General features: G+C 67.8%; 25 protein-coding genes and 1 riboswitch. Of the genes, 16 read left to right on the top strand and 9 right to left on the bottom strand.

The window, feature by feature from the left end:
- Positions 1-171: 171 nt before the first annotated feature.
- A complete protein-coding gene (gene smc / locus AC2D9V_RS08485; RefSeq protein WP_484713632.1) occupies positions 172-3,627 on the bottom strand; it encodes a chromosome segregation protein SMC in 3,456 nt (1,151 codons plus the stop codon).
- Between the two features lie 269 nt (positions 3,628-3,896).
- Here smc and AC2D9V_RS08480 point away from each other — a divergent pair, with 269 nt between their 5' ends.
- The 3 genes from AC2D9V_RS08480 to AC2D9V_RS08470 all read left to right on the top strand — a co-directional run bounded on the left by AC2D9V_RS08480 (position 3,897) and on the right by AC2D9V_RS08470 (position 5,351).
- Entirely contained in the window at positions 3,897-4,283 is a 387-nt protein-coding gene (locus AC2D9V_RS08480) for a GFA family protein (protein WP_484713631.1), read from the top strand.
- Positions 4,283-4,744 carry a GNAT family N-acetyltransferase gene (locus AC2D9V_RS08475; RefSeq protein WP_484713630.1) on the top strand — a complete coding sequence of 154 codons (462 nt, stop codon included), beginning with the start codon at positions 4,283-4,285 and terminating at the stop codon, positions 4,742-4,744. The genes AC2D9V_RS08480 and AC2D9V_RS08475 overlap by 1 nt, the downstream gene beginning before the upstream one ends.
- A gap of 64 nt (positions 4,745-4,808) precedes the next feature.
- A complete protein-coding gene (locus tag AC2D9V_RS08470; RefSeq protein ID WP_484713629.1) occupies positions 4,809-5,351 on the top strand; it encodes an NADPH-dependent FMN reductase in 543 nt (180 codons plus the stop codon).
- Between the two features lie 74 nt (positions 5,352-5,425).
- Here AC2D9V_RS08470 and AC2D9V_RS08465 read toward each other — a convergent pair whose 3' ends face one another.
- Positions 5,426-6,460 carry an NAD(P)/FAD-dependent oxidoreductase gene (locus tag AC2D9V_RS08465; protein ID WP_484713628.1) on the bottom strand — a complete coding sequence of 345 codons (1,035 nt, stop codon included), beginning with the start codon at positions 6,458-6,460 and terminating at the stop codon, positions 5,426-5,428.
- A 46-nt stretch (positions 6,461-6,506) separates the two neighbouring features.
- Here AC2D9V_RS08465 and mnmC2 point away from each other — a divergent pair, with 46 nt between their 5' ends.
- The 8 genes from mnmC2 to AC2D9V_RS08425 all read left to right on the top strand — a co-directional run bounded on the left by mnmC2 (position 6,507) and on the right by AC2D9V_RS08425 (position 14,273).
- Positions 6,507-7,181 carry a tRNA (5-methylaminomethyl-2-thiouridine)(34)-methyltransferase MnmC2 gene (gene mnmC2, locus AC2D9V_RS08460; RefSeq protein WP_484713627.1) on the top strand — a complete coding sequence of 225 codons (675 nt, stop codon included), beginning with the start codon at positions 6,507-6,509 and terminating at the stop codon, positions 7,179-7,181.
- Positions 7,182-7,261: 80 nt separating this feature from the next.
- A complete protein-coding gene (locus AC2D9V_RS08455) occupies positions 7,262-7,846 on the top strand; it encodes a DUF1349 domain-containing protein (RefSeq protein WP_484713626.1) in 585 nt (194 codons plus the stop codon).
- Positions 7,847-7,920: 74 nt separating this feature from the next.
- The gene (locus AC2D9V_RS08450) at positions 7,921-8,802 is read left to right on the top strand and encodes a DMT family transporter (protein ID WP_484713625.1); all 882 of its coding nucleotides are present in this window, start codon (positions 7,921-7,923) and stop codon (positions 8,800-8,802) included.
- Complete coding sequence (locus tag AC2D9V_RS08445; protein WP_484713624.1) at positions 8,799-9,692, top strand: DMT family transporter; 894 nt, start codon at positions 8,799-8,801, stop codon at positions 9,690-9,692. Before AC2D9V_RS08450 ends, AC2D9V_RS08445 begins: the two co-directional genes overlap by 4 nt.
- A gap of 66 nt (positions 9,693-9,758) precedes the next feature.
- Positions 9,759-11,276, top strand: a complete 1,518-nt coding sequence (gene gpmI / locus AC2D9V_RS08440; RefSeq protein WP_484713623.1) for a 2,3-bisphosphoglycerate-independent phosphoglycerate mutase — start codon at positions 9,759-9,761, stop codon at positions 11,274-11,276.
- Entirely contained in the window at positions 11,273-12,388 is a 1,116-nt protein-coding gene (locus tag AC2D9V_RS08435; RefSeq protein ID WP_484713622.1) for a murein hydrolase activator EnvC family protein, read from the top strand. Before gpmI ends, AC2D9V_RS08435 begins: the two co-directional genes overlap by 4 nt.
- 6 nt (positions 12,389-12,394) lie before the next feature.
- The gene (locus AC2D9V_RS08430; protein WP_484713621.1) at positions 12,395-13,741 is read left to right on the top strand and encodes a S41 family peptidase; all 1,347 of its coding nucleotides are present in this window, start codon (positions 12,395-12,397) and stop codon (positions 13,739-13,741) included.
- 49 nt (positions 13,742-13,790) lie between these two features.
- Positions 13,791-14,273 carry an RNA pyrophosphohydrolase gene (locus tag AC2D9V_RS08425; RefSeq protein WP_484713620.1) on the top strand — a complete coding sequence of 161 codons (483 nt, stop codon included), beginning with the start codon at positions 13,791-13,793 and terminating at the stop codon, positions 14,271-14,273.
- A gap of 4 nt (positions 14,274-14,277) precedes the next feature.
- Here the strand turns inward: AC2D9V_RS08425 and AC2D9V_RS08420 are convergent, their stop codons facing one another.
- Positions 14,278-14,874: a TetR/AcrR family transcriptional regulator gene (locus tag AC2D9V_RS08420; RefSeq protein WP_484713619.1), complete on the bottom strand. Its 597-nt coding sequence runs from the start codon at positions 14,872-14,874 to the stop codon at positions 14,278-14,280.
- A gap of 94 nt (positions 14,875-14,968) precedes the next feature.
- Here AC2D9V_RS08420 and AC2D9V_RS08415 point away from each other — a divergent pair, with 94 nt between their 5' ends.
- The 3 genes from AC2D9V_RS08415 to AC2D9V_RS08405 all read left to right on the top strand — a co-directional run bounded on the left by AC2D9V_RS08415 (position 14,969) and on the right by AC2D9V_RS08405 (position 19,622).
- On the top strand, positions 14,969-15,433 hold the full coding sequence (locus tag AC2D9V_RS08415; RefSeq protein WP_484713618.1) for a (2Fe-2S)-binding protein: 465 nt from the start codon (positions 14,969-14,971) through the stop codon (positions 15,431-15,433).
- Between the two features lie 2 nt (positions 15,434-15,435).
- Entirely contained in the window at positions 15,436-17,682 is a 2,247-nt protein-coding gene (locus AC2D9V_RS08410) for a xanthine dehydrogenase family protein molybdopterin-binding subunit (RefSeq protein ID WP_484713617.1), read from the top strand.
- Between the two features lie 233 nt (positions 17,683-17,915).
- Complete coding sequence (locus tag AC2D9V_RS08405; protein WP_484713616.1) at positions 17,916-19,622, top strand: bifunctional sulfate adenylyltransferase/adenylylsulfate kinase; 1,707 nt, start codon at positions 17,916-17,918, stop codon at positions 19,620-19,622.
- A 77-nt stretch (positions 19,623-19,699) separates the two neighbouring features.
- Here the strand turns inward: AC2D9V_RS08405 and AC2D9V_RS08400 are convergent, their stop codons facing one another.
- The 3 genes from AC2D9V_RS08400 to AC2D9V_RS08390 form a co-directional block, all read right to left on the bottom strand.
- Positions 19,700-20,176, bottom strand: a complete 477-nt coding sequence (locus AC2D9V_RS08400) for a cytochrome b (protein ID WP_484713615.1) — start codon at positions 20,174-20,176, stop codon at positions 19,700-19,702.
- Positions 20,177-20,272: 96 nt separating this feature from the next.
- Positions 20,273-20,500, bottom strand: a complete 228-nt coding sequence (locus AC2D9V_RS08395) for a DUF1150 family protein (RefSeq protein WP_484713614.1) — start codon at positions 20,498-20,500, stop codon at positions 20,273-20,275.
- On the bottom strand, positions 20,497-20,925 hold the full coding sequence (locus AC2D9V_RS08390) for an Hsp20 family protein (RefSeq protein WP_484713613.1): 429 nt from the start codon (positions 20,923-20,925) through the stop codon (positions 20,497-20,499). The genes AC2D9V_RS08395 and AC2D9V_RS08390 overlap by 4 nt, the downstream gene beginning before the upstream one ends.
- Before the next feature lie 212 nt (positions 20,926-21,137).
- Here AC2D9V_RS08390 and AC2D9V_RS08385 point away from each other — a divergent pair, with 212 nt between their 5' ends.
- Together AC2D9V_RS08385 and AC2D9V_RS08380 are read left to right on the top strand one after the other, a co-directional pair.
- Entirely contained in the window at positions 21,138-21,356 is a 219-nt protein-coding gene (locus tag AC2D9V_RS08385; RefSeq protein ID WP_484713612.1) for a YdcH family protein, read from the top strand.
- A 93-nt stretch (positions 21,357-21,449) separates the two neighbouring features.
- Positions 21,450-22,331 (top strand): DMT family transporter, encoded by an 882-nt coding sequence (locus tag AC2D9V_RS08380; RefSeq protein ID WP_484713611.1) that lies wholly within the window; start codon positions 21,450-21,452, stop codon positions 22,329-22,331.
- Between the two features lie 42 nt (positions 22,332-22,373).
- Here AC2D9V_RS08380 and AC2D9V_RS08375 read toward each other — a convergent pair whose 3' ends face one another.
- From AC2D9V_RS08375 to AC2D9V_RS08365, 3 genes are read right to left on the bottom strand one after another with little or no spacing between them, the layout of a single operon-like run.
- On the bottom strand, positions 22,374-23,318 hold the full coding sequence (locus AC2D9V_RS08375; protein WP_484713610.1) for a phosphotransferase enzyme family protein: 945 nt from the start codon (positions 23,316-23,318) through the stop codon (positions 22,374-22,376).
- Positions 23,311-24,057, bottom strand: coding sequence for a precorrin-6A synthase (deacetylating) (gene cobF, locus AC2D9V_RS08370; protein ID WP_484713609.1), 747 nt, complete (start codon positions 24,055-24,057; stop codon positions 23,311-23,313). The genes AC2D9V_RS08375 and cobF overlap by 8 nt, the downstream gene beginning before the upstream one ends.
- 53 nt (positions 24,058-24,110) lie before the next feature.
- Positions 24,111-24,782 carry an energy-coupling factor ABC transporter permease gene (locus tag AC2D9V_RS08365; RefSeq protein WP_484713608.1) on the bottom strand — a complete coding sequence of 224 codons (672 nt, stop codon included), beginning with the start codon at positions 24,780-24,782 and terminating at the stop codon, positions 24,111-24,113.
- A 31-nt stretch (positions 24,783-24,813) separates the two neighbouring features.
- A riboswitch (cobalamin riboswitch) is annotated at positions 24,814-25,032 on the bottom strand.
- Between the last annotated feature and the right edge of the window lie 33 nt (positions 25,033-25,065).

Below are 25,065 nucleotides of genomic sequence, written 5' to 3'. Positions count from 1 at the left end.
GGGCCGGTCAGTCCGGGCATGTTGACCGACAGCGACCCGTCGGTCAGGGCCAGAAGGGCAAGCAGGGTGACAAAGGTCAGAAGGCTGTTCATGGCAAAGCATCCGCGTGGGTTTGTTCACGCCCCGTTCTGCCTGATTCTGCTTTCCAGCCGGTTAACCAAGCGCCCGGCGTCACGCCACCAACGCCTCGGCCTTCTTCAGGTCCACGCTGACCAGCTGACTGACGCCTTGCTCCTGCATCGTCACGCCGAACAACCGGTCCATCCGCGCCATCGTCACCGCATGGTGCGTGATGATCAGGAACCGCGTCTCGGTCCGCCGGGTCATCTCGTCCAGAAGGTCGCAAAACCGCGTCACGTTCGCATCGTCCAGCGGCGCATCCACCTCGTCCAGCACGCAGATCGGCGCGGGGTTTGCCAGGAACACGCCGAAGATCAGCGCCAGCGCCGTCAGCGTCTGCTCACCCCCCGACAGAAGCGACAGCGTGGCCAGCTTCTTGCCCGGCGGCTGGCACAGGATCTCCAGCCCCGCCTCCAGCGGATCATCGGATTCCACCAGCACCAGCCGCGCCTCGCCGCCCCCGAAAAGATGGGTGAAGAGGGTCGAGAAATTGGCGTTCACCTGCTCGAACGCGGTCAGAAGCCGCTCACGACCCTCCTTGTTCAGCCCGGCGATCCCGGCCCGCAGCTTCTTCACCGCTTCCTCAAGGTCGGCCTTCTCGCCGGCGAGCGCATCATATTCCGCCTCGACCGCCTTGGCGTCTTCCTCGGCGCGCAGGTTCACCGCACCCAAGGCCTCGCGCTGGCGCTTCACCCGCCCGACATCTGCCTCAAGCGTTTCGGCATCCGGCATCTTCTCGGCATCGGTGCGGAGTGAGAGGAACAGCTCATCCGGCGTCCGGTCGTCTTCCTCGGCGATGCGCTCTGCGGCCAGCGCCACGCCCTCGCGCGCGGCATCCAGCCGTGCCTCGGCCCGTGCCCGCGCCTCGCGCGCCTCGCCGGCCAGCCGCTCGGCCTCGCGTTCGGCCATCGCGGCCTCGCGCAGGGCGCCTTCGGCCTCGGCAAGGGCATCCGCCGCCTTCCGCCGCCGCGCCTCGGCCACCTCGATCGCCTCGACAAGGGCCGCACGTCTGCCGGCGATCTCGTCTGGAAGGACCACTGCCACCGCAAGCTCGGCCTCGGTCTCGGCGCGGCGCTCGGTCAGCTCTTCTGTGCGCTTCGCCGCCGTCTCCAGCCGGTGCTTCCAGCCGGACAGTTCCTTCGTCGCCTCCTGCCGCCGCCGCACCCGGGCCTCGCCCTCGCGCCGCACCTCGTCCTGCGTGGACCGGCGGGTCATCATGGTGATCCGCGCGGCCTCGACCGTGATCTTCGCCGCCTCGACCGCCCCCCGCGCTGCGTCAAGGTCACCCAGTTCCGCCTGCGCCGCCTCAGCCTCCTTCAGCCGGGCGCGCGCGGCCATCGCCTCGTCCTCGAAGCGGCTGACCGCCAGCCGCGCCGCCTCAAGCTTGCCGCCCGCGATGGACCGGTCCGCCTCGGCCCGCGCCAGCGCCCGGTTCGCCTCGGCGAGCCGCGCATCCGCCGCCCGCCGCGCATCACGCGCCCGGGCATCGGCCGCTGCCAACTCCGCCAGCCGGGTCTGCAAGGCCTCATGCGCGCGCTTTGCCCCGTCCGCCCGCGCGGCGACCTCTTCGAGGTCGCGTTTCAACTGCACCAGCCGGTTCAACTGCTGAAGCCGCAGCGCCGCCGCACTGGGCGCATCCTCTGCCCCGGCCCGGAACCCGTCCCAGCGCCACAAATCGCCCTCGACACTCACCAACCGCTGCCCGGGGTTCAGCGCCGCCTGCAGCCGGAACCCGTCCTCACGCGAGACAAGCCCGATCTGCGACAACCGCCGCGCCAGCACCGCCGGCGCACCGACCCGCGCGGCCAGAGGCTCCGCCCCGTCGGGCAAGGCCTGCGGCGTGTCATAGCCCGGCAGCACCGCCCAGCCCGACCGCGCCTCTGCATCAACTTCGGGCGCGCGCAGGTCATCCGCCAGCGCCGCGCCCAGGGCCTTTTCGAACCCAGGCTCCACCTCCAGCCGGTCCAGCAACTGATGCCCGGCATGCGCCTCGCGCTCCACCAGACGTGCCAGCGCCGCCACTTCCGCCCGCAGGGCCGAAGCCTCGCCTTCGGCCGAAGACCGCGCCGCCCGCGCCTCGGCTTCCCTGCCTTGCGTCTCGCCGCGCGCCGTCTCGGCCGCCTCCAGCGCAGCCTCTGTCGCCCGGGCCTCGGCCTCGGCCGCTGCAAGCGCCGTCTCGTTTGCCCGGAACGCCTCGCCCGACGCCTCCAGCGCCCCAGAGGCCGAAGCGACGGCCGCCTTTGCCGCCGAAGCCTCGCCCTCGGCCCGCTCCAGCACCGACCGGCTGTCCGTCAGCATCCGCTGTGCCGATTGGTGTCGCGCCGCCAGCCGTGCGGCATCCTCGGTCAGTTCAGCCAGCGAAGCCTCGCGTTCGGAAAGGACCGCCCCCGCCTCCCGCGCCGCTTCCACCACCTCGGCCAGCTTCTCCTCGTGCCCGTCATGGGCGCGCGTCAGCTCGCGCACCTCCCATTCCAGCCGCTCGATGACCTCGCCCGCGTCGCGGTTCAGGCCCGCCTCGCGCTCCATGTCGCGCGTCAGTTGCGCGATCCGGCCGGTCAGGGTCTCGATGGCCGCCTGTGCGCGGGTCTCCTCGTCGCGCAAGGCATCTCGTTGCAGGACCAACCGCTGCAGGACTGCCGCCGCGATGGTCTCTTCCTCGCGCAGGGGCGGCAGGGCTGCTTCCGCCGTCTCCCGCCCCTTGCCGGCCTCGCGCGCCATCGCCTCGGCCTGGCCTTGCGCGATCAGCCGCTCACGCAGCGCCGCCTCGGCCGCCACCCGCGCCTCGTCCGCCTCGCGCCAGCGCCGCCAGAGGTGCATCCCCTCTAGCACCCGCAACTCTTCGGAAAGCTCGCGATACCGCGCCGCCTGCCGGGCCTGCCGCGTCAGAAGGCTCAGCTGCTGCGCGAGGTTCTCCAGCACATCATCGACGCGAAGAAGGTTCTGCTCCGTCGCCGCGAGTTTCAGCTCGGCCTCGTGCCTGCGGGCGTAGAGGCCGCTGATCCCCGCCGCCTCTTCCAGCACGCGCCGCCGCGCCTTGGGCTTGGCGTTAATCAGCTCCGAGATCTGCCCCTGCCGCACCAGCGCCGGGCTGTGCGAGCCGGTCGAGGCATCGGCGAACAGCATCTGCACATCCCGCGCCCGCACTTCCTTCGCGTTGCAGCGATAGGCCGAGCCTGCGTCCCGCGTGATCCGCCGGACGATCTCGATCTGGTCGGCATCGTTGAACCCGCTCGGGGCCAGCCGTTCCTGGTTGTCGATCACCAGCGCCACTTCGGCGAAATGCCGCGCCCCCCGGGTGGCGGCGCCGTTGAAGATCACATCCTCCATCCCGCCGCCGCGCATGGCGCTCGGCCGGTTCTCGCCCATCACCCAGCGCAGCGCCTCAAGAAGGTTCGACTTGCCGCAGCCATTGGGCCCGACCACGCCGGTCAGACCCTCATGGATCACCAGATCCGTGGGGTCGACAAAGCTCTTGAAACCATTCAGCCGCAGCCGGGTCAGGCGCACCGGAACCTCACGAGTCGCACCCTCTGATGTTCCCGCCCAAGCCTCCTAGAGTCAACCCGACCCCCCATCATCTCGCCTTTCTGTCCCGCTTATCCCCAACATCTTGCGCTCCCAGCCTTTCCTTTTTGCCCAAATATCCTCAGGGTAGCCAATCGGTTTCGCCATCGGTTCGAGACACCGATTGGCTGGGGGGCAGAATATCCCCGGTCCACGCTTCCCAAGCTCGCCACCGCCTTGCCCCCACCCGGCATCCATGCCAGCCTTCTCCCATGCTGACTCCGCCCTTCACCGGCCGCTGCCTCTGCGGCGCCGTCACCTACCGCTGCACCGCCCCGCCCCTTTGGCAGGCCTTCTGCCACTGCGAAAGCTGCCGGCGCGCCACCGCCTCGCCCGTGACCGCCTTCCTCGGCATGGCCGACGGGGAATGGGCCTGGACCGGCGCGCTCCCTTCCACCTTCCAGTCCTCTCCCGGCACCTTCCGCGAGTTCTGCCCGACCTGCGGGACGCCGATGTCCTATCGCAGCGACCGCATCCCGGGGGAGCGTCACTTCTATGCGGCGACCCTGGACGATCCCTCAGCCTTCACCCCGACCGAGCACGATTTCATCACCGAGAAGCTGCCCTGGCTCCACCTCTCGGACGGCCTGCAAGGGTGATGACCCCGTTCCGCGCCGAAGGGGACCATGACTGGCCGTCCCTCTTGTCCCTGATCCGCGAGGCCTTCGCCTACATGGACGGCCGCATCGACCCGCCCTCGTCGATGCACGAACTTACCCTTGAGGCCATCGCCGAACAGGCCCGCACGGGTGAGGTCTGGGTCATCGATGAGCCTGCGGTCGCCTGCCTCTTCCTGACCCCGAAACCGGACGCGCTTTACCTTGGAAAACTGGCAGTCGCGGTGGCCCACCGCGGGCGGGGGCTGGCGCGCAGGCTGGTCGACCATGCCGAGACCCGCGCCCGGATGCTGGGCCTGCCCGCGCTGGAACTCCAGACCCGCGTCGAGCTGGTCGAGAACCAGGCCACCTTCCGCGCCATGGGGTTCGTCGAGGTCGGTCGCACCGCCCATCCGGGCTACGACCGGCCGACGTCGATCACCTTCCGCCGCCCGGTTCCCTGATCCGGCTTGCCGCCGGGGTTCCGGCCCCTACCCTTTCCTCCGACACCCGACCAGAGGCCTTCCGATGCTTACCCTCCTCGGCATTCCCGGTGCCCTCCGCGCCGGCTCGACCAATCGGCTTCTGCTTGCCGAGGCGCGGCGGGCCTTTGGGGAGGCGAAGCATACCGAGGCCAACCTGCGCCTTCCCCTATACGACGGCGACCTTGAGGATGCCCACGGCATCCCGCCCGAGGTCCAGACCCTTGCCGACCAGATCGCCGCAGCGGATGCGGTGGTGATCGCGACGCCGGAGTACAACAAGTCCTTCCCCGGCGTGCTGAAGAACGCCCTCGACTGGGTGAGCCGCACCAAGGGGTCACCCTTCCGGCAGAAGCCGGTGGCGGTGATTTCGGCTGCCGACGGCCGCGCCGGGGGGGACCGGTCACAGTTTGCCCTCCGGCTTGCCCTCACCCCGTTCCGGCCCCGGCTTCTGACCGGGCCGGAGGTGATGGTGGCCGATTCAAGCCACGCCTTCACCCCCGAAGGCCGCCTGATCGACGCGCGCTACCAGAAGGCGCTGGCCGAGCTGATGCAGGGCCTGCGGGCAGAGGCGGAGCGGGTGTCCTGAGGACAGACGACCTTGGTGACCACAGTGGTCAAAATTGACTTTTCCATTGAAATCAACGCGTTGCTTGTGGGCGTTTACGATTTGGCAATAAGTCTGAAGCCCTCGGGAATCGCGTCCCGCCCCTCCAGCACAAGGTCCGCCATCACCTCGGCCACTTTCGGGGCCATGCCGAAACCGATCTTGAAACCGCCGTTCGCCACGTAATGCCCCGGCCGTCCCGGCCATTCGCCAAGAAGGGGCGCGCGGGTCGTGGCGCGGGGGCGGACCCCGGCCCAGCGCGCGACGACCGCAGCACCTTGCAGGATGGGCAGCGCCGCGACGGCACGGTCGAGAAGGCCGTCAAGCTGCGCGTCGGTACCGTCATCGGTCCATGCGGTCTCGGAGGTCGAACCGATGGCAACAGTGCCATCGGCATGGGGCACGATGTGCAGCCCATCGACGAAGAGCTGCGGTCGGTCATGGGCGTCGAAGTGCAGGGCCAGCGCCTGACCCTTGACCCCTGACCCAACCGGCTGGCCTAGCGCAGCCGAGAGGTCGCGCAGCCCGGCAACCCCGGTGGCATGGACGACTGGCCCGACCTCCTCGCCTTCGGTCAGGACCTCGCCGCTAATGGTGACAATCGCCGCTGCGAGAGATGCAAGCGCCATGCGGGGCGAGATGCGGGCCGACAGCGTGTCCTGGACCAGAAAGCCCGAGGGCGAGACTGCTTCCCAGCCCGCGCCTGTCGCTGGCACGACCCGCCAGTCGGCCTCACCCCGCCAGAGGTCGGCGGCGGACCCCGAGCGTGCCTCTGCCGCCGCGACGGCCCGCGCATCCTCCAGCGGCTGGAGTCGCCCCAGCCGCGCATAGCCTGAGGCCATGCTCGAGGCGGCCTCCACCGCTTGCCACCAGCCTTCGGCCATCAAGAGGCTTTCGAGCTGGAATTGCTTCTTCGGATTCCACGCCTCGGGCACATGCGGGGAGAGCGCGCCGACAAGTCCGCCGGAGGACCCCGCGCCGATACCCCAAGGGTCGATCACCCTGACGCGCGCGCCCCGCCGGGCGGCGGCCCAGGCGATGGAAAGGCCGAAGATCCCCGCCCCCCGCACCGTCAGATCCGCCCTTGCCATTCGTCAGCCCCCGGCCCATCACCTTGCCCCGAAAGGACTACCCAAGATGGCCCCGCCCGACCACCCCGAACTGAGCTGGCGCGATGGCCTGATCCCGGTCGCCACGCGGTTCGACGACCCATACTTCTCATTGGCGGGCGGGCTGGACGAGACGCGGCATGTCTTTCTGGACGGGAACGGCCTGCCGGGACGGTTCCGCGACGGGTTCCGGATCGCGGAACTGGGGTTCGGGACCGGGCTGAACCTTCTGGCGACGGTGCTGGCGCATGACGGCCCAGGCCACATGCATTACACCAGTTTCGAGGCCTTCCCGCTGCCAGCCGATGACATCGCGCGGGCGCTGGCCGCCTTTCCCGATCTTGCACGGATCGCACCCGAATTCCTCGCCCAAGTGGCGACAGGAGCGACGGAACTGCACTTCCCGAACCTGACCGCGACGCTGGTCCTAGGCGATGCGCGCGCGACCCTGCCGCGCTGGGAGGGCCGCGCCGATGCCTGGTTCCTTGACGGCTTCTCACCGGCGAAGAACCCCGAGCTCTGGTCGCCCGACCTGATGGCCGAGGTTGCCCGCCACACCGCGCCGGGCGGGACCTTCGCCACCTATACCGCCGCAGGGCACGTCCGCCGCGCGCTGGCGGAAGCCGGGTTCGCGGTGGAACGCCGGCCCGGGTTCGGGCGCAAGCGGCACATGACGGTCGGGCGTCTTTCGGCCGCAGTCTGACCGGTGGATTCTTCTGGACGGGCAGATGTGGAGGGGCAAGATCGCGTGACATGGCGCAGACCGCCCAAAGGAGCGAAGCCTTGATCGACTTGCAATCCCTTGAAGCTGTCGGAAAGGACTGCGGCACGGTCAGTTTCAGCGAGGGCGGCGTCACGATTGCCGCCGGTGCCGGTACCGATGCCTTTTCGCCGCCCGATGGCGGACCCGCGATCGACCGGCTGCCGGGCCTGCGCCTGCCGGTCCCGGACGGCGAATGGCGGGTGGTGGCCCGGGTGGCGCCTGCATTCCGCGCCACCTTTGATGCCGCCGCGCTGGTGGTCCGCAGCGATGCCGGAGCCTGGGCCAAGCTGGCCTACGAACGCTCACCCGACGGGCGCGGCTCGGCGGTCAGCGTGGTGACGCGGGGCACCTCGGATGATGCGAACGGGCCGACCTTCGACCTTGCGGCCCTTTGGCTGCGGGTGGCGCATGACCTGAAGGTGGTGGCCTTCCACACCTCGACCGACGGGGCGCGCTGGGACCTTCTGCGCCTCTTCGCGCTGCCCGGCCGGGTGCAGGCGGTGGACCTGATCGCCCAGTCGCCTATGGGCGAAGGGTGCAGCGCGCGGTTTGACAGGGTGGCGCTTCTGGCGGGCTGCCCGGCGGACATGCGTGACGGGAGCTGACAGGCCGGGGGGGGCCGGTATCTCCCGGGGCCGGGCTTTCGCCCGACCGTGCGGCGTGCTAGCCAGCCGGGACGATGACCGCCTCCATCACCGCCTCGAAGAATCCGGCCAAAGGCATCTGGCTGATGGTTGCCGCCGTCGCCGCCTTTGCGGCGCAGGACGGGTTCTCGCGGTATCTCGCGGGCGAATACAACACGCTGATGATCGTGATGATCCGCTACTGGGCCTTCGCGGCTTTCGTGATCCTGCTGGCGCTGCGCCGCCCGGAGGGGCCGCGCGCGGCGATCCGGTCAGCGCGGCTGCCTGCGCATCTGATCCGGTCCTGCCTTCTGGTGGCCGAGATCTGCCTGATCATCTGGGGCTATACGCTGATCGGGCTGATCAACAGCCATGCGGTCTTTGCCGTCTGCCCGCTCCTCATCGTCGCGCTCTCTGGCCCGATCCTGGGTGAGCGGATCAGCTGGCAGCGCTGGGCGGCGGTGGCCGCGGGGCTTCTGGGCGTGCTCATCATCCTGCGGCCCGGGATGGGTGTCTTCAGCTGGGCCGCCCTTCTGCCGCTGGCCTCGGCCTTCCTGTTCGCGATGTATTCCGTGCTGACGCGCCTCACAACGCGGGATGAGCCGACCTTTCCCGCCTTCTTCTGGCCGGGCGTGATCGGCGCGGTGCTGACGACCGCGATCGGCCTGCCGCATCTGGAACCGATGGCGGCGCAGGACATGGGCTTCCTCGCGGTTTACTGCGCCCTCTCCATCCTGTCGCACTGGCTGCTTCTGAAGTGCTACGAGCAGATCGAGGCGGCGCGGGTGCAGCCCTATGCCTATCTGCAGATCGTCTTCGTCACGATCATTGGGATCACAGTCTACGGCGAGGTGCTGGAACTGCCGGTGGCCCTTGGTGCGCTAGTGATCATCGCCGCCGGGCTTTACGCCCTGTCGCTGGAGCGCAAGCCCGCATGAGCTCGGTCACCGCGCAGAACACGCGTCTTGGCATCTGGCTGATGATCGCGACTTCTGTGGTCTTTGCCGCGCAGGACGGGATCTCGCGGCATCTGGCGACAAATTACAGCGTTATGATGGTGGTGATGATCCGGTTCTGGGTCTTCGCGCTTTTCGTCCTTGTGGTGGCGGCTTCCAGCGCGGGGGGGCTGCGGGCGGCGGCGCAGAGCCGGATGCCCTGGGTGCAACTGGCCCGCGGGGTGATCCTTGTGGCCGAGATCTGCGTGATGGTGGTGGGCTTCGTGAAGCTGGGGCTGATCGAGGCGCATGCGGTCTTTGCGAGCTACCCATTGCTGATCGCGGCGCTGTCGGGCCCGATCCTGGGCGAGAAGGTCGGCTGGCGGCGGTGGACGGCGATCATCATCGGGTTCGTCGGGATCCTGATCATCCTGGAACCCGGGATCGCGGTCTTTTCGCCCTGGGCGCTGGTGCCCTTGCTTGCGGCCTTCATGTTCGCGGTCTACGGGCTTCTGACCCGCTATGTCGCGCGGAAGGACCCGGCACCCGTCAGTTTCTTCTGGACCGGGGTGGTGGGGGCGGTGGCGATGACGCCTTTTGGCCTCGCCCACTGGACCTGGATGACGCCGGGGGACTGGGCCTGGATGGCGACTCTGTGCTGCACGGCGGTGCTGGGACACTGGCTTCTGATCCGGGCCTATGCGGTGGCGGAGGCCTCGGCGATCCAGCCATTCGCCTATCTGCAACTCGTCTTTGCCTCGGGCATCGGACTTTTCGTCTTTGGCGAGGCCTTGCGGATGAACGTGGCCCTTGGCGCGGTGATCGTGGTGGCGGCGGGGGTGTTCACCCTTTGGCGGCAGCGGGTGCGGGAGAAGGCCGCCTTGCAGGCCTGACGCCCCGGTTGCCCCGCCGCGGCCATGCGCGTAGAACCGCAAGGCGAAGCCTTGAAGGAGCCCCGCATGACTGCCCAGAAACCCGTCGTCCTCTGCATCCTCGACGGCTGGGGCATTGGTCCGAACCCGGAAACTTCGGCACCCGCACAGGCGCATGTCCCGACCTTCAACCATCTCTGGGCGACCTGCCCGCATGCGACGCTGACGACTTTCGGCCCGGATGTCGGCCTGCCGACCGGGCAGATGGGCAATTCCGAGGTCGGGCACACCAATATCGGCGCGGGGCGGGTGGTGGCGATGGACCTTGGCGCGATCGACCTTGCGGTCGAGGACGGGAGTTTTGGGAAGAACCCGGCGATCCTGGACTTCGCCGCGAAGGTGAAGGCCGCGGGCGGGGTGGCACACTTGATGGGTGTCATCTCGGACGGCGGGGTGCACGGGCATGTGAACCACGTCCTTGCCGCCTGCCAGGCCATCACCGCCCTGGGCGTCCCGGTCGCGCTGCATGCGGTCACAGACGGGCGGGACGTGGCACCATCCTCGGCGCTGGGCTTTGCCGAGGCGCTGGTCAGGCGGCTGCCTAATGGCGCGAGCATTGCCACCGTGACGGGGCGCTACTGGGCGATGGACCGGGACAACCGCTGGGAGCGCGTCTCGCGCGCCTATGGGGCGATGATCCATGCAAAGGGCGAAACCGCGCCCGATCCGCTGACCGCGATCTCGAACAGCTACGCCAAGGGCGAGACGGATGAATTCCTCGCGCCCACGGTGATCGACGGCTATCACGGCGCGCGGGAGGGGGACGGGCTTTTCTGCCTGAACTTCCGCGCCGACCGTGCGCGCGAGATTCTGGCGGCCATCGGCGACCCAGCCTTTTCCGCCTTCGACACCGGCAAGCGGCCGAAGTGGTCGGCGCTGCTGGGGATGGTGGAGTATTCCGACCTGCACAACGCCTACATGGCCACGGCCTTCCCGAAGCGCGTGCTGGTCAACACCCTGGGAGAATGGGTTGCCTCGCATAGCATGACCCAGTTCCGGCTGGCCGAGACCGAGAAGTATCCGCATGTGACCTTCTTCCTGAACGGCGGGAGGGAACAGCCCTACCCGGGTGAAGACCGCGCGATGCCGCCAAGCCCCAAGGTGGCGACCTATGACCTGCAGCCCGAAATGAGCGCGGATCAGGTCAGCGACCGCTTCGTCGAGGCCATCGAAAAGGGATACGACCTGATCGTCGTGAACTATGCCAACCCCGACATGGTGGGGCATACGGGCAGCCTTCCCGCCGCGATCAAGGCCTGCGAGGCTGTGGACCGTGGCCTGACTCGCGCCCTTGCCGCGCTGACGGCGAAGGGCGGGGCGATGATCGTGACTGCCGACCACGGCAATTGCGAAGTGATGGTCGATCCGGTTACCGGCGGCCCGCACACGGCGCATACGGTGAACCCGGTCCCGGTGATCCTCGTCGGCGGCCCCGCAGGAGCTAGCTTGCGGAGCGGACGCCTTGCCGACCTTGCGCCGACGCTTCTGCAGCTCATGGGACTGCCGCAGCCGCCCGAGATGACCGGGCAGACGCTGATCGTATGATGCGCGCCCTTGCCCTTCTTCTGACGCTGGCCGGGCCGCTTTCGGCGCAGACGGTGGCCGAGGATGCGGCCCGGGCATCGGCGAACCTGCAAGCCGCGATCTCGGCCCTTGAGGCCGCGACCGAGGCCCGCGACCGCGTGGCTGCGCTGACCGAAACGATCCGCGCCTATGAAGAGGGGCTTTCGGCCCTGCGTGCCGCCCTGCGCCAGGCGGCCGAACGCGAGGCGGCCCTGACCCGCGCTTTCGAGTCGCGCCGCGACGGGATCGGGCGGCTTCTGGGCGTGCTGGCAACGATCGAGGCCAATCCGGGGCCGAACCTGCTTTTGCACCCGGAAGGTGCCTTGGGCACGGCTCGGTCCGGGATGCTGATGGCCGACGTCACCCCGGCCCTGCAGGCAGAGGCGCAGGCCCTGAAGGCCGGGCTGACCGAACTTGCCGACCTGAGGACGCTGCAGCTTTCGGCGGGTGAAACGCTTCAGACCGGCCTTGCCGCGGCGCAAGAGGCGCGCATTGCCCTGTCGCAGGCGATCTCGGACCGGGTGGACCTGCCGCGCCGCTTTGCCGACGACCCCGAGAACCTGCGCCTGCTTCTGGAAAGCGCCGACACGCTGGATGCGTTCGCCGCCGGTCTTTCGCCCGATGCCGAGGCGACCCCAGGCTTTGCCGACCAGAAGGGCAAGCTGGACCTGCCCGTCCTCGGCTCACTCCTGCGCCGCGCGGACGAGGCGGATGCGGCGGGCGTCCGTCGTCCCGGCGTGACGCTGGCCGCCCAAAGCCGTGCCCTTGTCACCGCGCCATGGCCCGCGACGATCCGTTACCTCGGACCGCTCCTCGACTACGGAAAAGTGATGATACTTGAGCCCGGAGACGGCTACCTGATGGTTCTCGCCGGGCTTGATGTGGTTTACGGCGAAGTGGGAGAAGTCGTGGCCGCCGCTGCGCCCCTTGGCCTGATGGGGGGGACCGCCGCCGTGACCGAGGAATTCGCAACCAACGCCACGGATGGGACTGGCGGGCGGGAAACGGAAACGCTTTATATTGAGATCAGACAGGGCGCCGTGCCCGTGGACCCGCTTCCGTGGTTCGCGCTCTTCGCCCGCACAGGAGACTGACTGGACATGAAGAAGTTCGTGATGGCCGCCCTGGGCGGAACGGTTGCCGGAGTCGTGGCGACGACGCAGATCGCCGGCCCGCTGGTCGCGCAGGAGACGACGCAGGAAAGCTCGGTCTACGAGCAGCTTGACCTGTTCGGCGACATCTTCGAACGCATCCGCGCGCAATATGTCGAAGAGGTCTCGACCGAGGATCTGGTGACCGCCGCGATCAACGGCATGCTCACCTCGCTTGACCCGCATTCAAGCTATCTTTCCGCCAAGGATTTCGAGGACATGCAGGTCCAGACCCGGGGCGAGTTCGGGGGCCTTGGCATCGAGGTCACGCAGGAGGAAGGCTTCATCAAGGTGATCGCGCCGATGGACGGCACCCCGGCCGCCAAGGCGGGGATCCTGGCCGGCGACTTCATCACCCATGTGAACGGCGAATCCCTGCAAGGGATGATGCTCGACGACGCGGTGGAAAAGATGCGCGGCCCGATCGGATCGGAGATCATCATCACCGTGGTCCGTGAGGGCGCGACCGAGCCCTTCGACGTCTCGATCATCCGCGACACGATCAAGCTGACCGCCGTGAAGGGCCGCGTCGTCGGCAATACGGTCGTCCTGCGGGTCACCACCTTCAACGACCAGACGACCAGCGGCATGCGCGAGGAACTGGCCAAGGGCATCGAGGAACTTGGCGGGCTGGAAAACCTGGACGGTGTGGTGATCGACCTGCGCAACAACCCCGGCGGTCTTCTGAACGAGGCCATCGACGTTTCTGACGCCTTCCTGGAGAAGGGCGAGATCGTGTCGACCCGCGGTCGTGAAGCTGGCAGCGGCGAACGCTACAACGCACAGGCCGGCGACCTGATCGAAGGCCGGCCGATCGTCGTGCTGATCAATGGCGGCTCGGCCTCGGCCTCCGAGATCGTCGCAGGCGCCTTGCAGGACCACCGGCGCGCCATCGTGGTCGGGACCAAGAGCTTTGGCAAAGGCTCGGTCCAGACGCTGATCCCGCTGCGTGGCGACGGGGCGATGCGGCTGACGACCTCGCGGTATTACACGCCGTCGGGCCGCTCGATCCAGGCGCTGGGCATCTCGCCCGACATCGTGGTGAACCAGCCGCCGCCGAAGCCGGCGGATGAGACGGCGGCGGACGAGCCGGCCTCGGCGGTGCAGGAACGGTCGGAAGCGAGCCTGCGCGGGGCGATCGACAACGATTCGATGACCGATGAGGAAAAGCGGCTGTACGAAGAGGAACTTGCCCGGGCCGAGGAATCGGCAAAGCTGCGGGACGAGGATTACCAGCTCGCCTATGCCGTCGACATCATCAAGGGGCTGACCGCGATCGCCCCGGTGCAGCCCTGACCGTGTCGGTAGAGGGGCGAGCCATGGCGTCAGGGGGCCGTGCTTCCGCATGACCGCCGACCGCGAAAGCCTGCCGTACCGGCCTTGCGTCGGCGTCGTCCTGATCGACGCGCGCGGGCTGGTCTTTGCCGGGCAGCGGCTGGACAGCCCCTCGCCCGCCTGGCAGATGCCGCAGGGCGGGATCGACGACGGCGAAAAGCCGCGCGAGGCGGCCTATCGCGAGCTCTGGGAAGAAACCGGGGTCACCCGTGACCTGGTGGAGTTCGTCGGCAAGACGCATGGCTGGGTGACCTATGACCTGCCGGACGAGCTTCTGGGGAAGGTCTGGCGTGGCAAGTACCGGGGGCAGAAGCAGAAATGGTTCCTGTTCCGCTTCAGGGGCAAGGACAGCGACATCCGGATCGCGACGGAACACCCGGAGTTTTCCAGCTGGCGCTGGATCCTCGCGGACGAGATGGTCGAAAGCATCGTGCCCTTCAAGCGCGCGGTCTACGAAGAGGTTGTCCGCAGCTTCCGTGCCTACCTGGCCTGAGGTTTCAGGGGGACAGCGCCTTGCCAAAGATCGCCGCGACCCGGGCCTCTGCCGCGCGGTAGGCGGCGAAATCCTTGCTGAAGCTCTTGATGCCGAACTTCGCCGCCATGATCAGGGACGCGACCTGATCCGGCGTGGCATCCAATCCCTTCAAGGATATCCGACCCTCTGCAGCCTCGGCGGCGATCCAGCCGGCCAGATGCGTCGTGATCCGCTCATGCGCCTCTTGCACCTCGTTCTGGGCGAAAGGCGAGTTGGCAGCCAAGATCTCGTCGGCATGGGGCGAGTTCAGCATCGCTTCGACCGCCTCGCCGTCGATGGCGTGGAAGGCCGCAAGAAGCGTGTCGGCAATCGGCCCCCCGGGGACAAGAATCCGGGCGACCTCGCGCTCGGACCGCTGGAAATGCGTGCGGACCAGCGCGTTGAAGATGTCTTCCTTGCCGCAATAGCGGAGGTAGAGCGCCGGGCGCGACATGCCCGCGCCCGCGGCGATATCGGCCATTGACGTGCGCTTAAGCCCGTAGCGGGCAAAGGCCTGGAAGGCGGACCGCAGGATGGCGGCGTCCTTCGGGTCGATGGAGGGCTCGGCATCAGCGCTCATTGCGCCATATTGCAGAGAGTCGGGCTTCCGTCAAACCCGAGATTGACACGCTGACATTTCGCGTTCATTTTGTCAGTAAACAGGAGCTCCCGAAATGCCCGTCACCCTTACGATCAATGGCACCCCACGAGAGATCGACCTGCCCCCCGACGTGCCCCTGCTTTGGGGTCTGCGGGACGGGCTTGGGTTGACCGGGACCAAGTTCGGCTGCGGGGTGGCGGCGTGCGGGGCCTGCACGGTGCTGATCGACGGTCAGGCCGTCCGGTCCTGCCAGGTTCCGCTGTCCGAGGTGACGGGCGCAGTGACCACGATCGAAGGGCTGGGCCAGCCCGGCAATCTTGCGCCGCTGCAGGAGGCCTGGGTCAGGCACCAGGTCGCGCAGTGCGGATATTGCCAGTCGGGCCAGATCATGCAGGCGGCGGCGCTTCTGGCCGAGATCCCCGATCCCACGGATGAGGACATCGACGCGGTGATGCAGGGCAATCTTTGCCGCTGCGGCACCTACCCGCGCATCCGGGCCGCGATCCATGATGCAGCACTCATGATCAAGGCGGGCTGACCATGGCAAACTGGAAGAAGATCACCCGCCGGTCGTTCCTTGTCGTCGGCGCGGCTGTCGTGGGCGGCGCGGCCTTCGGGGCCTACAAGGTTGCCGAGGTGCCGGAGAACCCGCTGCGCCCCGCCGCGGATGCCACACCCCTGAACCCCTGGGTCATCATCAACGCCGACGGCACCACGGTCATTGCCCCCCGGGCCGAGATGGGACAGGGCATTTCCACAACGCTGGCAGCCCTCGTCGCGGAAGAGCTGGACGTCGACTGGACCCAGGTCCGCGTCCTCCACGGCCCGCCCGCGCAGGCCTATTACAACGCAGGCTTCGTCGACCGCATGTCGAACCAGCCGGACTTCCTTCTGTCCCAGCAGCCCAAGTCCCACAGCGCGATCCTTGCGGCCATGCCGAAGATCTTCTCGCTGCAGATGACCGGCGGGTCGACCGGGGCCATCGGCGGCTTTGTCCAGATGCGTCTGGCCGGGGCCGGCGCGCGCGAGGCGCTGAAGGCCGCCGCCGCCAAGCGGCTGGGCGTCGCGCCAGACACGCTGAAGACCGAAGGCGGCAAGGTGATCGGCGAGAAGACCTTCACCTATGCCGAACTGGCAGCGGAAGCTGTCGACCTGGTGCCTGCGGATGTCGCCCTGCGCGATCCGTCGACCTGGCGCTATGTCGGCAAGTCGATGCCGCGGCTGGACATGGTGGCGAAGTCGACGGGAACCGAGACCTTCGGGGTGGATGTCGTCTTGCCCGGCATGAAATTCGCCACGGTCCGGATGAACCCGCGGCGGGGCGGGGCGATGCAAAGCTTCGATCCGGCCCCCGCTCTGGCGATGCCGGGGGTCGAGCAGGTGATCGGCCTCGGCACGGGGATTGCGGTGGTGGCCAACAACACCTGGACGGCGATGCAGGCCGCTCAGGCGGTTGAGGTGGAGTGGGGCCCGGCGGACTATCCCGCCGACACCGGCGCGATGATGCAGAGGATCGAGGCGGCCTTTGCGACCGGCTATGACTCGCGCCTGCGCGATGACGGCGACGTTGAGGCAGAGCTGGCCAAGGGCGACGTGATCGAGGCCGAATACCGCATCCCGTTCCTTGCCCATGCCTCGATGGAGCCCTGGAACGCGACGGCCTGGGTGAAGGATGACGGGTCGGTCGAGGTCTGGTCCGGAAACCAGGCGCCGATCCTGACACGCGACGCTGTGGCAGGCGCGCTGCGGATCGACGCGGACCGCGTCACCCTGCACACGCCCGTCATGGGGGGCGGCTTCGGCGGGCGGACTGACCCGGTTCCCGCTGTCCTTGCGGCCCGGGTGGCGGCAGCCATGCCCGGCACCCCGGTCAAGGTGACCTGGAGCCGGGAAGAGGACATGACGCAGGACTTCTACCGCCCGGCCGCGATTGCGCGCATCACCGGGCGGCTTGAGGGTGGCAAGCCAACCGCGCTTTGGGGCCGGACGGCCGCCCCGTCCGTGGCGCGGAACGCCCTGACGCGGCTGGTCGGCTTTGCGCCGCCGGGACCGGATCGCGGCACGGTCGAAGGCGGCTTCGATCAACCCTACGGCCTGCCCAACTATCGCTTCGACGGACACATCGCCGATCTTTCCGTGCCGCTTGGCTTCTGGCGGTCGGTCGGCAATTCGATGAACGCCTTCTTCCTGGAAAGCTTCGTCGACGAGATGGCCCATGCCGCGGGGGCCGACCCCCTGGCGTTCCGTCTGGACCTGATCCGGGACACGCACGCCCCTTCGGCTGCCCTTCTGGAAACCGTGCGCGACATGTCGGGCTGGGACAACCTGAAGCGCCCCGGATTCGGGCGCGGGGTTGCCTTCTGTTATTCCTTCGGCACGCCCGTGGCCGAGGTGCTGGAAGTGCAGGACACCGAAGCCGGCATCAAGTTGACCCGGGCCTGGATCGCCTGCGACCCCGGGCTGGCGATGGACCCATCGATCATCGAGGCGCAGATGACGGGTGCGATGGTCTACGGGCTGTCGGCTGCGGTGCAGGGTGCGATCACATTTGCCGACCAAGAGGTGGTCGAACAAAACTTCTGGGACTACGAGCCGCTGCGGATGCACACGACCCCGAGCTTCGAGGTCAGGATCCTGCAGAACAACGGCACCTTCGGCCATATCGGCGGCGTGGGTGAACCCGGAACGCCCCCTGCCGCCCCGGCGCTGGCCAACGCGCTTTTCGATCTGACCGGGGTGCGCGCCCGGGAGTTGCCGCTGAACAAGAGCTTCAGTTTCGCGGCCTGACACTGGCTTCGGCCCGCGCGCCGCGCGGGCCGATCTGCCGGGTTTCCGCAGTGCAGCGAAACCCGTGTTCGCCGTGGGCAAGGCGGCATGGAACAGCGGTCCATGCGCGGCGGATTGCCCGGCATTTCCGCCTTTTCTGGCCGGATGCCCCTGCAATCGCTTGTATTCCGTCCCTTTCCCGCGCTACGGACCCGCCCGAAAGCGGCCCGTCCCCGCGCTGAAAGGTTGTGTCCATGTCCTTGCCGAACCACGCCCCGATCCAGGAACTTTACGTTTCGTCCGCCGCAGCCGAGAAGCTGAAGGTCGAGGCGGGCAACATGCCGTCCTGGGACCTGACCGCCCGCCAGATCTGCGACCTTGAACTCCTGATGAACGGCGGTTTCTCGCCGCTGAAGGGGTTCATGGGCCAGGCGGATTACGAGGGCGTGGTCGAGAACATGCGCCTTGCGGACGGCAGCCTCTTCCCGATCCCGATCACGCTGGATGTCTCTGAAGCCTTCGCCGACAAGGTTGCGCCCGGGCAGGACATCGCGCTTCGCGACCAGGAAGGGGTGATCCTTGCCATCCTGTCAGTCACTGACAAATGGGTGCCGGTGAAGGCGAACGAGGCCGAGAAGGTCTTCGGTGCCTATGACCTTGCCCATCCGGCGGTGAACTATCTGCACAACGTTGCCGGAAAGGTCTACCTCGGCGGGCCGGTCACCGGCATCCAGCAGCCGGTGCACTATGACTTCAAGGCCCGCCGCGACACGCCGAACGAGCTTCGCGCGCTCTTCCGCAAGCTCGGCTGGCGCAAGGTCGTGGCCTTCCAGACCCGCAATCCCCTCCACCGCGCGCATCAGGAACTGACCTTCCGCGCCGCGCGTGAGGCGGAGGCGAACCTGCTGATCCACCCGGTCGTCGGCATGACAAAGCCGGGCGACGTCGACCATTTCACCCGCGTGCGCTGCTATGAGGCGGTGCTCGACCAGTATCCGGCGCAGACCACGGCGCTGTCGCTCCTGAACCTTGCGATGCGCATGGCCGGGCCCAGGGAGGCGGTCTGGCACGGGATCATCCGCAAGAACCACGGCTGCACCCACATGATCGTCGGGCGCGACCATGCCGGTCCGGGCAAGAACAGCCAGGGCAAGGACTTCTACGACCCCTACGCCGCGCAGGAGCTTTTCGCCAGGCACGCGGGCGAGATCGGGATCGAGATGGTCGACTTCAAGCACATGGTCTACGTGCAGGAAAAGGCCCAGTACTACCCCGCGAACGAAGTGCCGGAAGGCTCCACCGTCCTTGACATCTCGGGCACGGAACTGCGCCGTCGCCTGCGCGAGGGGCTGGACATCCCGGAGTGGTTCAGCTTCCCCGCGGTGGTGGCGGAACTCCGCAAGACCTCGCCTGCCCGGTCGAAGCAGGGCTTCACGGTGTTCTTCACCGGCCTTTCGGGCAGCGGCAAATCCACCATCGCCAACGCGCTGATGGTCAAGCTGATGGAGATGGGCGGCCGTCCGGTCACGCTTTTGGACGGTGACGTGGTGCGCAAGCACCTGTCGTCGGAGCTTGGGTTCTCGAAGGAACACCGTGACATCAACATCAAGCGGATCGGCTATGTCGCATCCGAGATCACCAAGAACGGCGGCATCGCGATCTGCGCGCCGATCGCGCCATACACCGCAACGCGGCGGGCGGTGCGCGAGATGATCGAGGCCTATGGCGCCTTCGTCGAGGTCCATGTCGCGACCTCGATCGAGGAGTGCGAACGCCGCGACCGCAAGGGCCTCTACAAGCTGGCGCGGGAAGGCAAGATCAAGGAATTCACCGGGATTTCGGACCCTTACGAGGCCCCGACGAATGCCGAACTGGTGGTGGACACCGAGAATGTCGATGTCGACCACTGCGCGCACCAGGTGCTTCTGAAGCTGGAGCAGATGGGCCTGATCCGCGCCTGATGGTCTCGCCCCGGCCCTGCGCCGGGGCCACTACCAATCCCGCTAGGTCCCGGGCTCAGGCCCGGGACGGAGTCGCGCTACTCGGCCTTCATCATCCGGCGCAGAAGGCCGTCCTTCACCACATACTGGTGATACAGCGCCACCAGCGCGTGGCCGAGGACCACGAGCATCAGGATGTTGGCGAAAAGCCCGTGGACGTCGCCGTTGTCCATGCCACCGAACCAGATGCTGATCCCGCCCAGGGGCACCATGATCATCAGGAGATAGATCAGCCGGTGGCCCCAGTCCGCGGCCCTGACCTGCAGGCTGCCCGGCACACCCGGGGCTTCAGGCACCCCCCGGCGCAGGCGGACGATCAGGCGGACAAGGACAAGCGCAAGGATTGCAAGGCCAAAGGCGACATGCGGCACGAAGGCGGGTGCGGCGGCACCGTCCTCCATCGCATCCCAGGCCTCTTCCGCCCCCTCGCTGGACAGCCAGGCGAGCGGGATCAGGATGGCGATGATCCAGTGAAGCGCGATCTGAATCCTGGAATATCCGCTGCGTGAAGTCATGCCGACTTACCCTCGTCCAAGTTGCCGTTGGCGCAAGGCTGCGAAACTTGGCTTCACCTGTCCAGCAAATTCACCCGAGGACCGGGCACTGCGCTGTCAGTGCACGCTGACCGGCGTGAAATCATGCTCCCGCGCGAGGTGGAAGGCGAGCTTCCGGTCCGCGACCAGCGCCAGCTGCCGCCCGTCAACTCCGTGGACCGACCAGACGACGTCCAGCCCGCCCATCTGCTCACGCACGGCCTCGGGCAGATCCTCAACCTGCACCTCGCGGACATAGACGATCCGGTCCGCGCCCTGTGGCAAACCGTTGAATGGTGTGTTCATTTCCGGCCCCCTTCCTTGCCGCCGATGCGAATGGTCTGAACTACGGTCTCCGGCACATGGCGCCGCAGGTCGACGTGCAGAAGTCCATGCTCCATCGTCGCCCCCGCCACCTCTACCCCGTCGGCCAGCACGAAGCTGCGCTGGAAGGCGCGCGCGGCGATCCCGCGGTGCAGGAACACCCGCTCGCCGGTGTCCTCGCCCTGCCGGCCGCGCACGACCAGCTGCCGGTCCTCGACCGTGATCGACAGGTCTTCCTCGCGGAACCCTGCGACGGCCAGCGTGATCCGGTAGGCGTTTTCCGCCACCGCCTCGATGTTGAACGGAGGATAGCCCTCGGCCCCCGACTTCGCGGTGCGTTCGACCAGCCGTTCAAGCTGTTCGAACCCCAGAAGATAGGGATGGGCCCCGAAGCTCAGTTTCGTCATCGCGACATGTCCTTGGTTCAAGCGACAGTTTTGCGCCCGGCCCCGCGTTCGGGCACCGTGCTTTGCCGAATATGGGGCGCTGCCGGGCGCGCCGCAAGTCCCGCGAGGGGGTCCCCGCCTGCGGCTCGCCGCAAGGAATTCGTAGAAATCTTCCCAGCCGGCCTTCGCCTTCCTATATGCTCGATCACGAACCAGGAACCGACTCGGCCCCCATGAACGCACCATCTGAACTCAGCTTCGAGGAAATGCTGCGCATCCGGCTGGAAGTGCTGCGGCGCGAGCATCGCGACCTTGATCAGGCCATCCTTGCACTGGAAGAAACCGGGCGGCCGGATCAGCTGACACTGCGGCGGCTGAAGAAGCAGAAGCTGGCCCTGAAGGACCAGATCGTGAAGCTTGAGGATCAGCTGATCCCCGACATCATCGCCTGAGACAGCCCGGGGCGGCGCGTCGCCCCTTGCCCTTCCCGTGCCAAGGCCTGACAACCTTTCGCGGGGCCCATCTGGGCAGCGTCAGGGCAACGCGTGCAGACAAGCGAGAGCCAACGGGGACATCTGGCGATGCTGGCGTTTTCGGCGCTGGTGGCGGGGTCGTTCTCGCTGGGCGCGCTGGCGGCCCCCCATGTCGATCCGGCCGCCTTTTCGGCGCTGCGCTTCCTTCTGGCGGGGGTGCTTGTCGGCGCGGCGGCCCTTGCGACGACCGGGCTGCCCCGCAGCGCCTGGGTGGCGCCGTGGCGCTACCTAGTGCTTGGCGGACTTCTGGCCGCCTATTTCGTCCTGATGTTCGAGGGGCTGAAGACCGCACAGCCGGTGTCGGCCGCTGCGGTCTTTACCCTGACGCCGGTGCTGGCGGCGGGGTTCGGCTGGCTGCTTCTGCGGCAAAGACTGACCCCACGGATGGCGCTGGCCCTCGCGATCGGGGCGGTCGGGGCGCTTTGGGTCATCTTCCGGGCTGACCTGTCGGCCTTCCTGGCCCTGCGGATCGGTCCCGGCGAGGTGACCTATTTCTGGGGCTGCGTCGCCCATGCGCTTTACGCGCCGATGGTCCGCAAGCTGAACCGGGGCGAGCCGGCGGTGGTCTTCACCTTCGGGATGATGGTGGCGGGCACCGCCCTTCTGACCCTTTGGGCCTGGCCGGCGATCCGGACCACGGACTGGACGGCGCTGCCGCCCATTGTCTGGGTCACGCTGGCCTATGTCGCCGTCGCGGCCAGCGCAATGACCTTCGTCCTGCTGCAATACGCCACCCTGCGGCTGCCCGCAGCCAAGGTCATGGCCTATACCTATCTGGTCCCGAGTTGGGTCATCCTGTGGGAGATCGCGCTGCATGGCGATCTGCCGCTGGGACTGGTCCTCGTCGGCGTGGCGATGACGGTGCTGTCGCTCTGGCTGCTCTTGAAGGACTGAACCTTCCGCGGGGCGACGATCATTCTGCGAAAGATCGCCCCTCTACGGTCGAAGTCTCGCGAGCCCGTCGGACAAGAACTCTTCGGCCAGTGCCAAGGTGCCCTGCGTATACTCCGGCCCCCCCAGCGCCGCCGCCGTGTCGCTGTCCGCGCGGCTGGCAAGCCATGCGGTCAGGAGCACGCGGCGCAGAAGGACCAGGTCCGGGATCATCGCGCGGTCTTCCGGGCGAAGGGCAGCCACGCCGGAGTAGCCCTCGCACCAACGGGCAATCAGGTCGGGCAGGCGGGGGTCGGTCTCGATGAAGGAGAGGGCGGCGGCAAGGTCATAGACCCACCAGCCGAAGCCGCAGTCATCGAAGTCGATGGCCCAGAGCCCGGCGTCGTCCACCATCAGGTTGGCGAGCCGCAGGTCGGCATGGATCAGGCCGAAGACGTCCGGCCCGGTGCCATGGGCGCGCAACCGGTCGGCCAGCAGCCCGGTCGCCCGTTCGATAACTGCGGTCGCCCCGGCATCCAGCCCCGGCGCCTGCCGCCAGTCGCCCCAATGCGGACGGGGGCCGAGGATCGTCTCGACATCCCAGCGCTTGCGGGTGAAGCCCGGCGGAGGTGTCCAGCCCCTTGCATGGCCGTGAAGCCGCGCCGTCGCAGCACCTAGGGGCGCAAACCAGCGGGCAAGGTCATCGCCGGGACGCAATTCCTGCCCTGCGATCGGGGCAAAGCCGACGATGAAGCGCCCGTCGATCTCGGTCACCGGCCCATCGCGCCCCGCGATTGGGGCAACGGTGCGCAGGCCCGGCAGGTCTTGGAGGGCCGCCAGCCAGGCGAGTTCCGAGGCGATCTCGCGCTTGGTGTGATAGCCCTGCCGGTGCAGCCGCAGGATAAGGTCGCCGGCCCGCCAGGTCTCGTTCTCGGACCGGTTCAGAAGGGAAAGGGGTCTGTCCGGCGCAAGCCCGTAAAGCGGCAACGCCCGAGCGATGATTTCAGACATCCCCACCGCGCCGCAGAAGATAGATGTCCATGATCCAGCCATGTTCGGCCCGAAGGCGGGCCCGCGTGGCCAGGATTTCGTCCGAGACCAGCGCCAAGGGGCCTTGGATCAGCGCCTGTTGCGGCATGCCGACATAGGCGCCCCACCAGATGGTGGTGTCAGCCGGATCGATGGCGGTGAAGGCCCCGCCCCTGTCCAGCATCACCGCCACGGTGATTGCCCCATCCGGCCAGCCTTTCTCGCGCAGCTGGCGGCCGGTGGTGATCGTGATCGGGGCGGCCAGCGTGTTCAGCGCGATGCCGTGGGCTGCCGTCAGGACCTGCAGGCTGGTGATGCCAGGCACAACCCGCACCGTAACCCCGCCCAGCCGCGCGGCGATGCGCAGCGTGCTGTCGTAAAGCGAAGGGTCGCCCCAGACCATCAGCGCCACCTTGCCACCCTTTGGCAGGCGCTTGGCCAGCACGTCGCGCCAGACCCCGGCGATGGCATCATGCCAGTCATTGACGGCCCCCAGGTAGTCCGCCTGATCCGCACGCGTCGGCACGTCATATTCGGCGACCGGGACCGGGGCGGTCAGGACGCGCGACAGGATCAGGCGGCGGAGGTCGGCAAGGTCCGACTTGTCCTCGCCCTTGCGCGGCAGAAGGATCAGATCGGCCCCGTTCAGCGCAGCAGCGGCTTCGGCGGTCAGATGGTCCGGATTGCCGGTGCCGATACCGATGAGGGATAGCGTGAACATGGACATCGACCACAAGGACGGCGCGGCCCCTTGGCAAGGCCGCGCCTGATGGATCAGGCCGCGTAAAGGCGCGGCGCGACGAGAGGCGAGCCATGCGCCTTCAGCGCCTTGGCACCGGCCAGAACCGCAAGATCGGCAATCGGTTCGATCAGGACAACGGCCATGTAGGCCAGGCCGAAGGTGGCGATCGCTGCAAGGTTATCGGCGGCAAAGCCCTGCCCGTAGATCGCCCAGAACGCGACCCACGAGACGATGCCCCCCTGATAGACCAGCGACAGCGACAGCACCTGGCGGTATTGCAGGTCGACATAGGCCGTTCCCGGGGCGACGACGCGCTTGGCGACCTCCATCATCACGAAGAGAGGGACGAGAAGCGTGGTCACGTTCATCGCATATTGCGGCAGGTCGGCCGGCGCGAAGACAAGGCCCTGGATCAGAAGCCCCGCCGCCAGCCCGACCGCCGCGGGTCCCGCCCCGAGGATCAGGAACAAGGTGGAGCCAAGGATGAGGTGCACCTCGCTTACCCCAACGGCGAAATGCGGGAACACTTCGAAGAAGATGAACACGCCGACGGTGGCGATGACCGAGCGCAGGGCGACCGGGGCGATGCCGCTTTCGCGGGTTGCCTTGACGACATGGTAAAGCGCCACCCCGCCCGCCCCGGCGGCGGTCGCGTAGCTCAGTCCGATCTTGGCCCCGTCGACGAGGCCCGGTTCGATATGCATTGTCCCTCCTGTCCGTCACACCCGACGGCGGTTGTTTCGTTCCCGCAAGGCCGGTCTCCTGGCTGGCGGATCGCGGCGGGCCTTCGCCTTCCCATCCCTAAGGGACAGTGGCGGATGAAGACCCGCTCACCGCTGACAGTCGCGGGGGCGGCTGATGACACGGGCCCCGGCTTCGGTTGGCCCGCTCCTCATTCCCGTTTCAGTCCCGGCGCTTTGCACCTGGTGGGACACCTTGCCCCGCCTGTCTGCGCCTCGCACCCCGAATGGTCAAGATCGAAGGCGA

It is taken from the genome of Tabrizicola sp. T46 (assembly GCF_057219895.1).
This window is presented reverse-complemented; position numbering and strand designations above follow the sequence as displayed.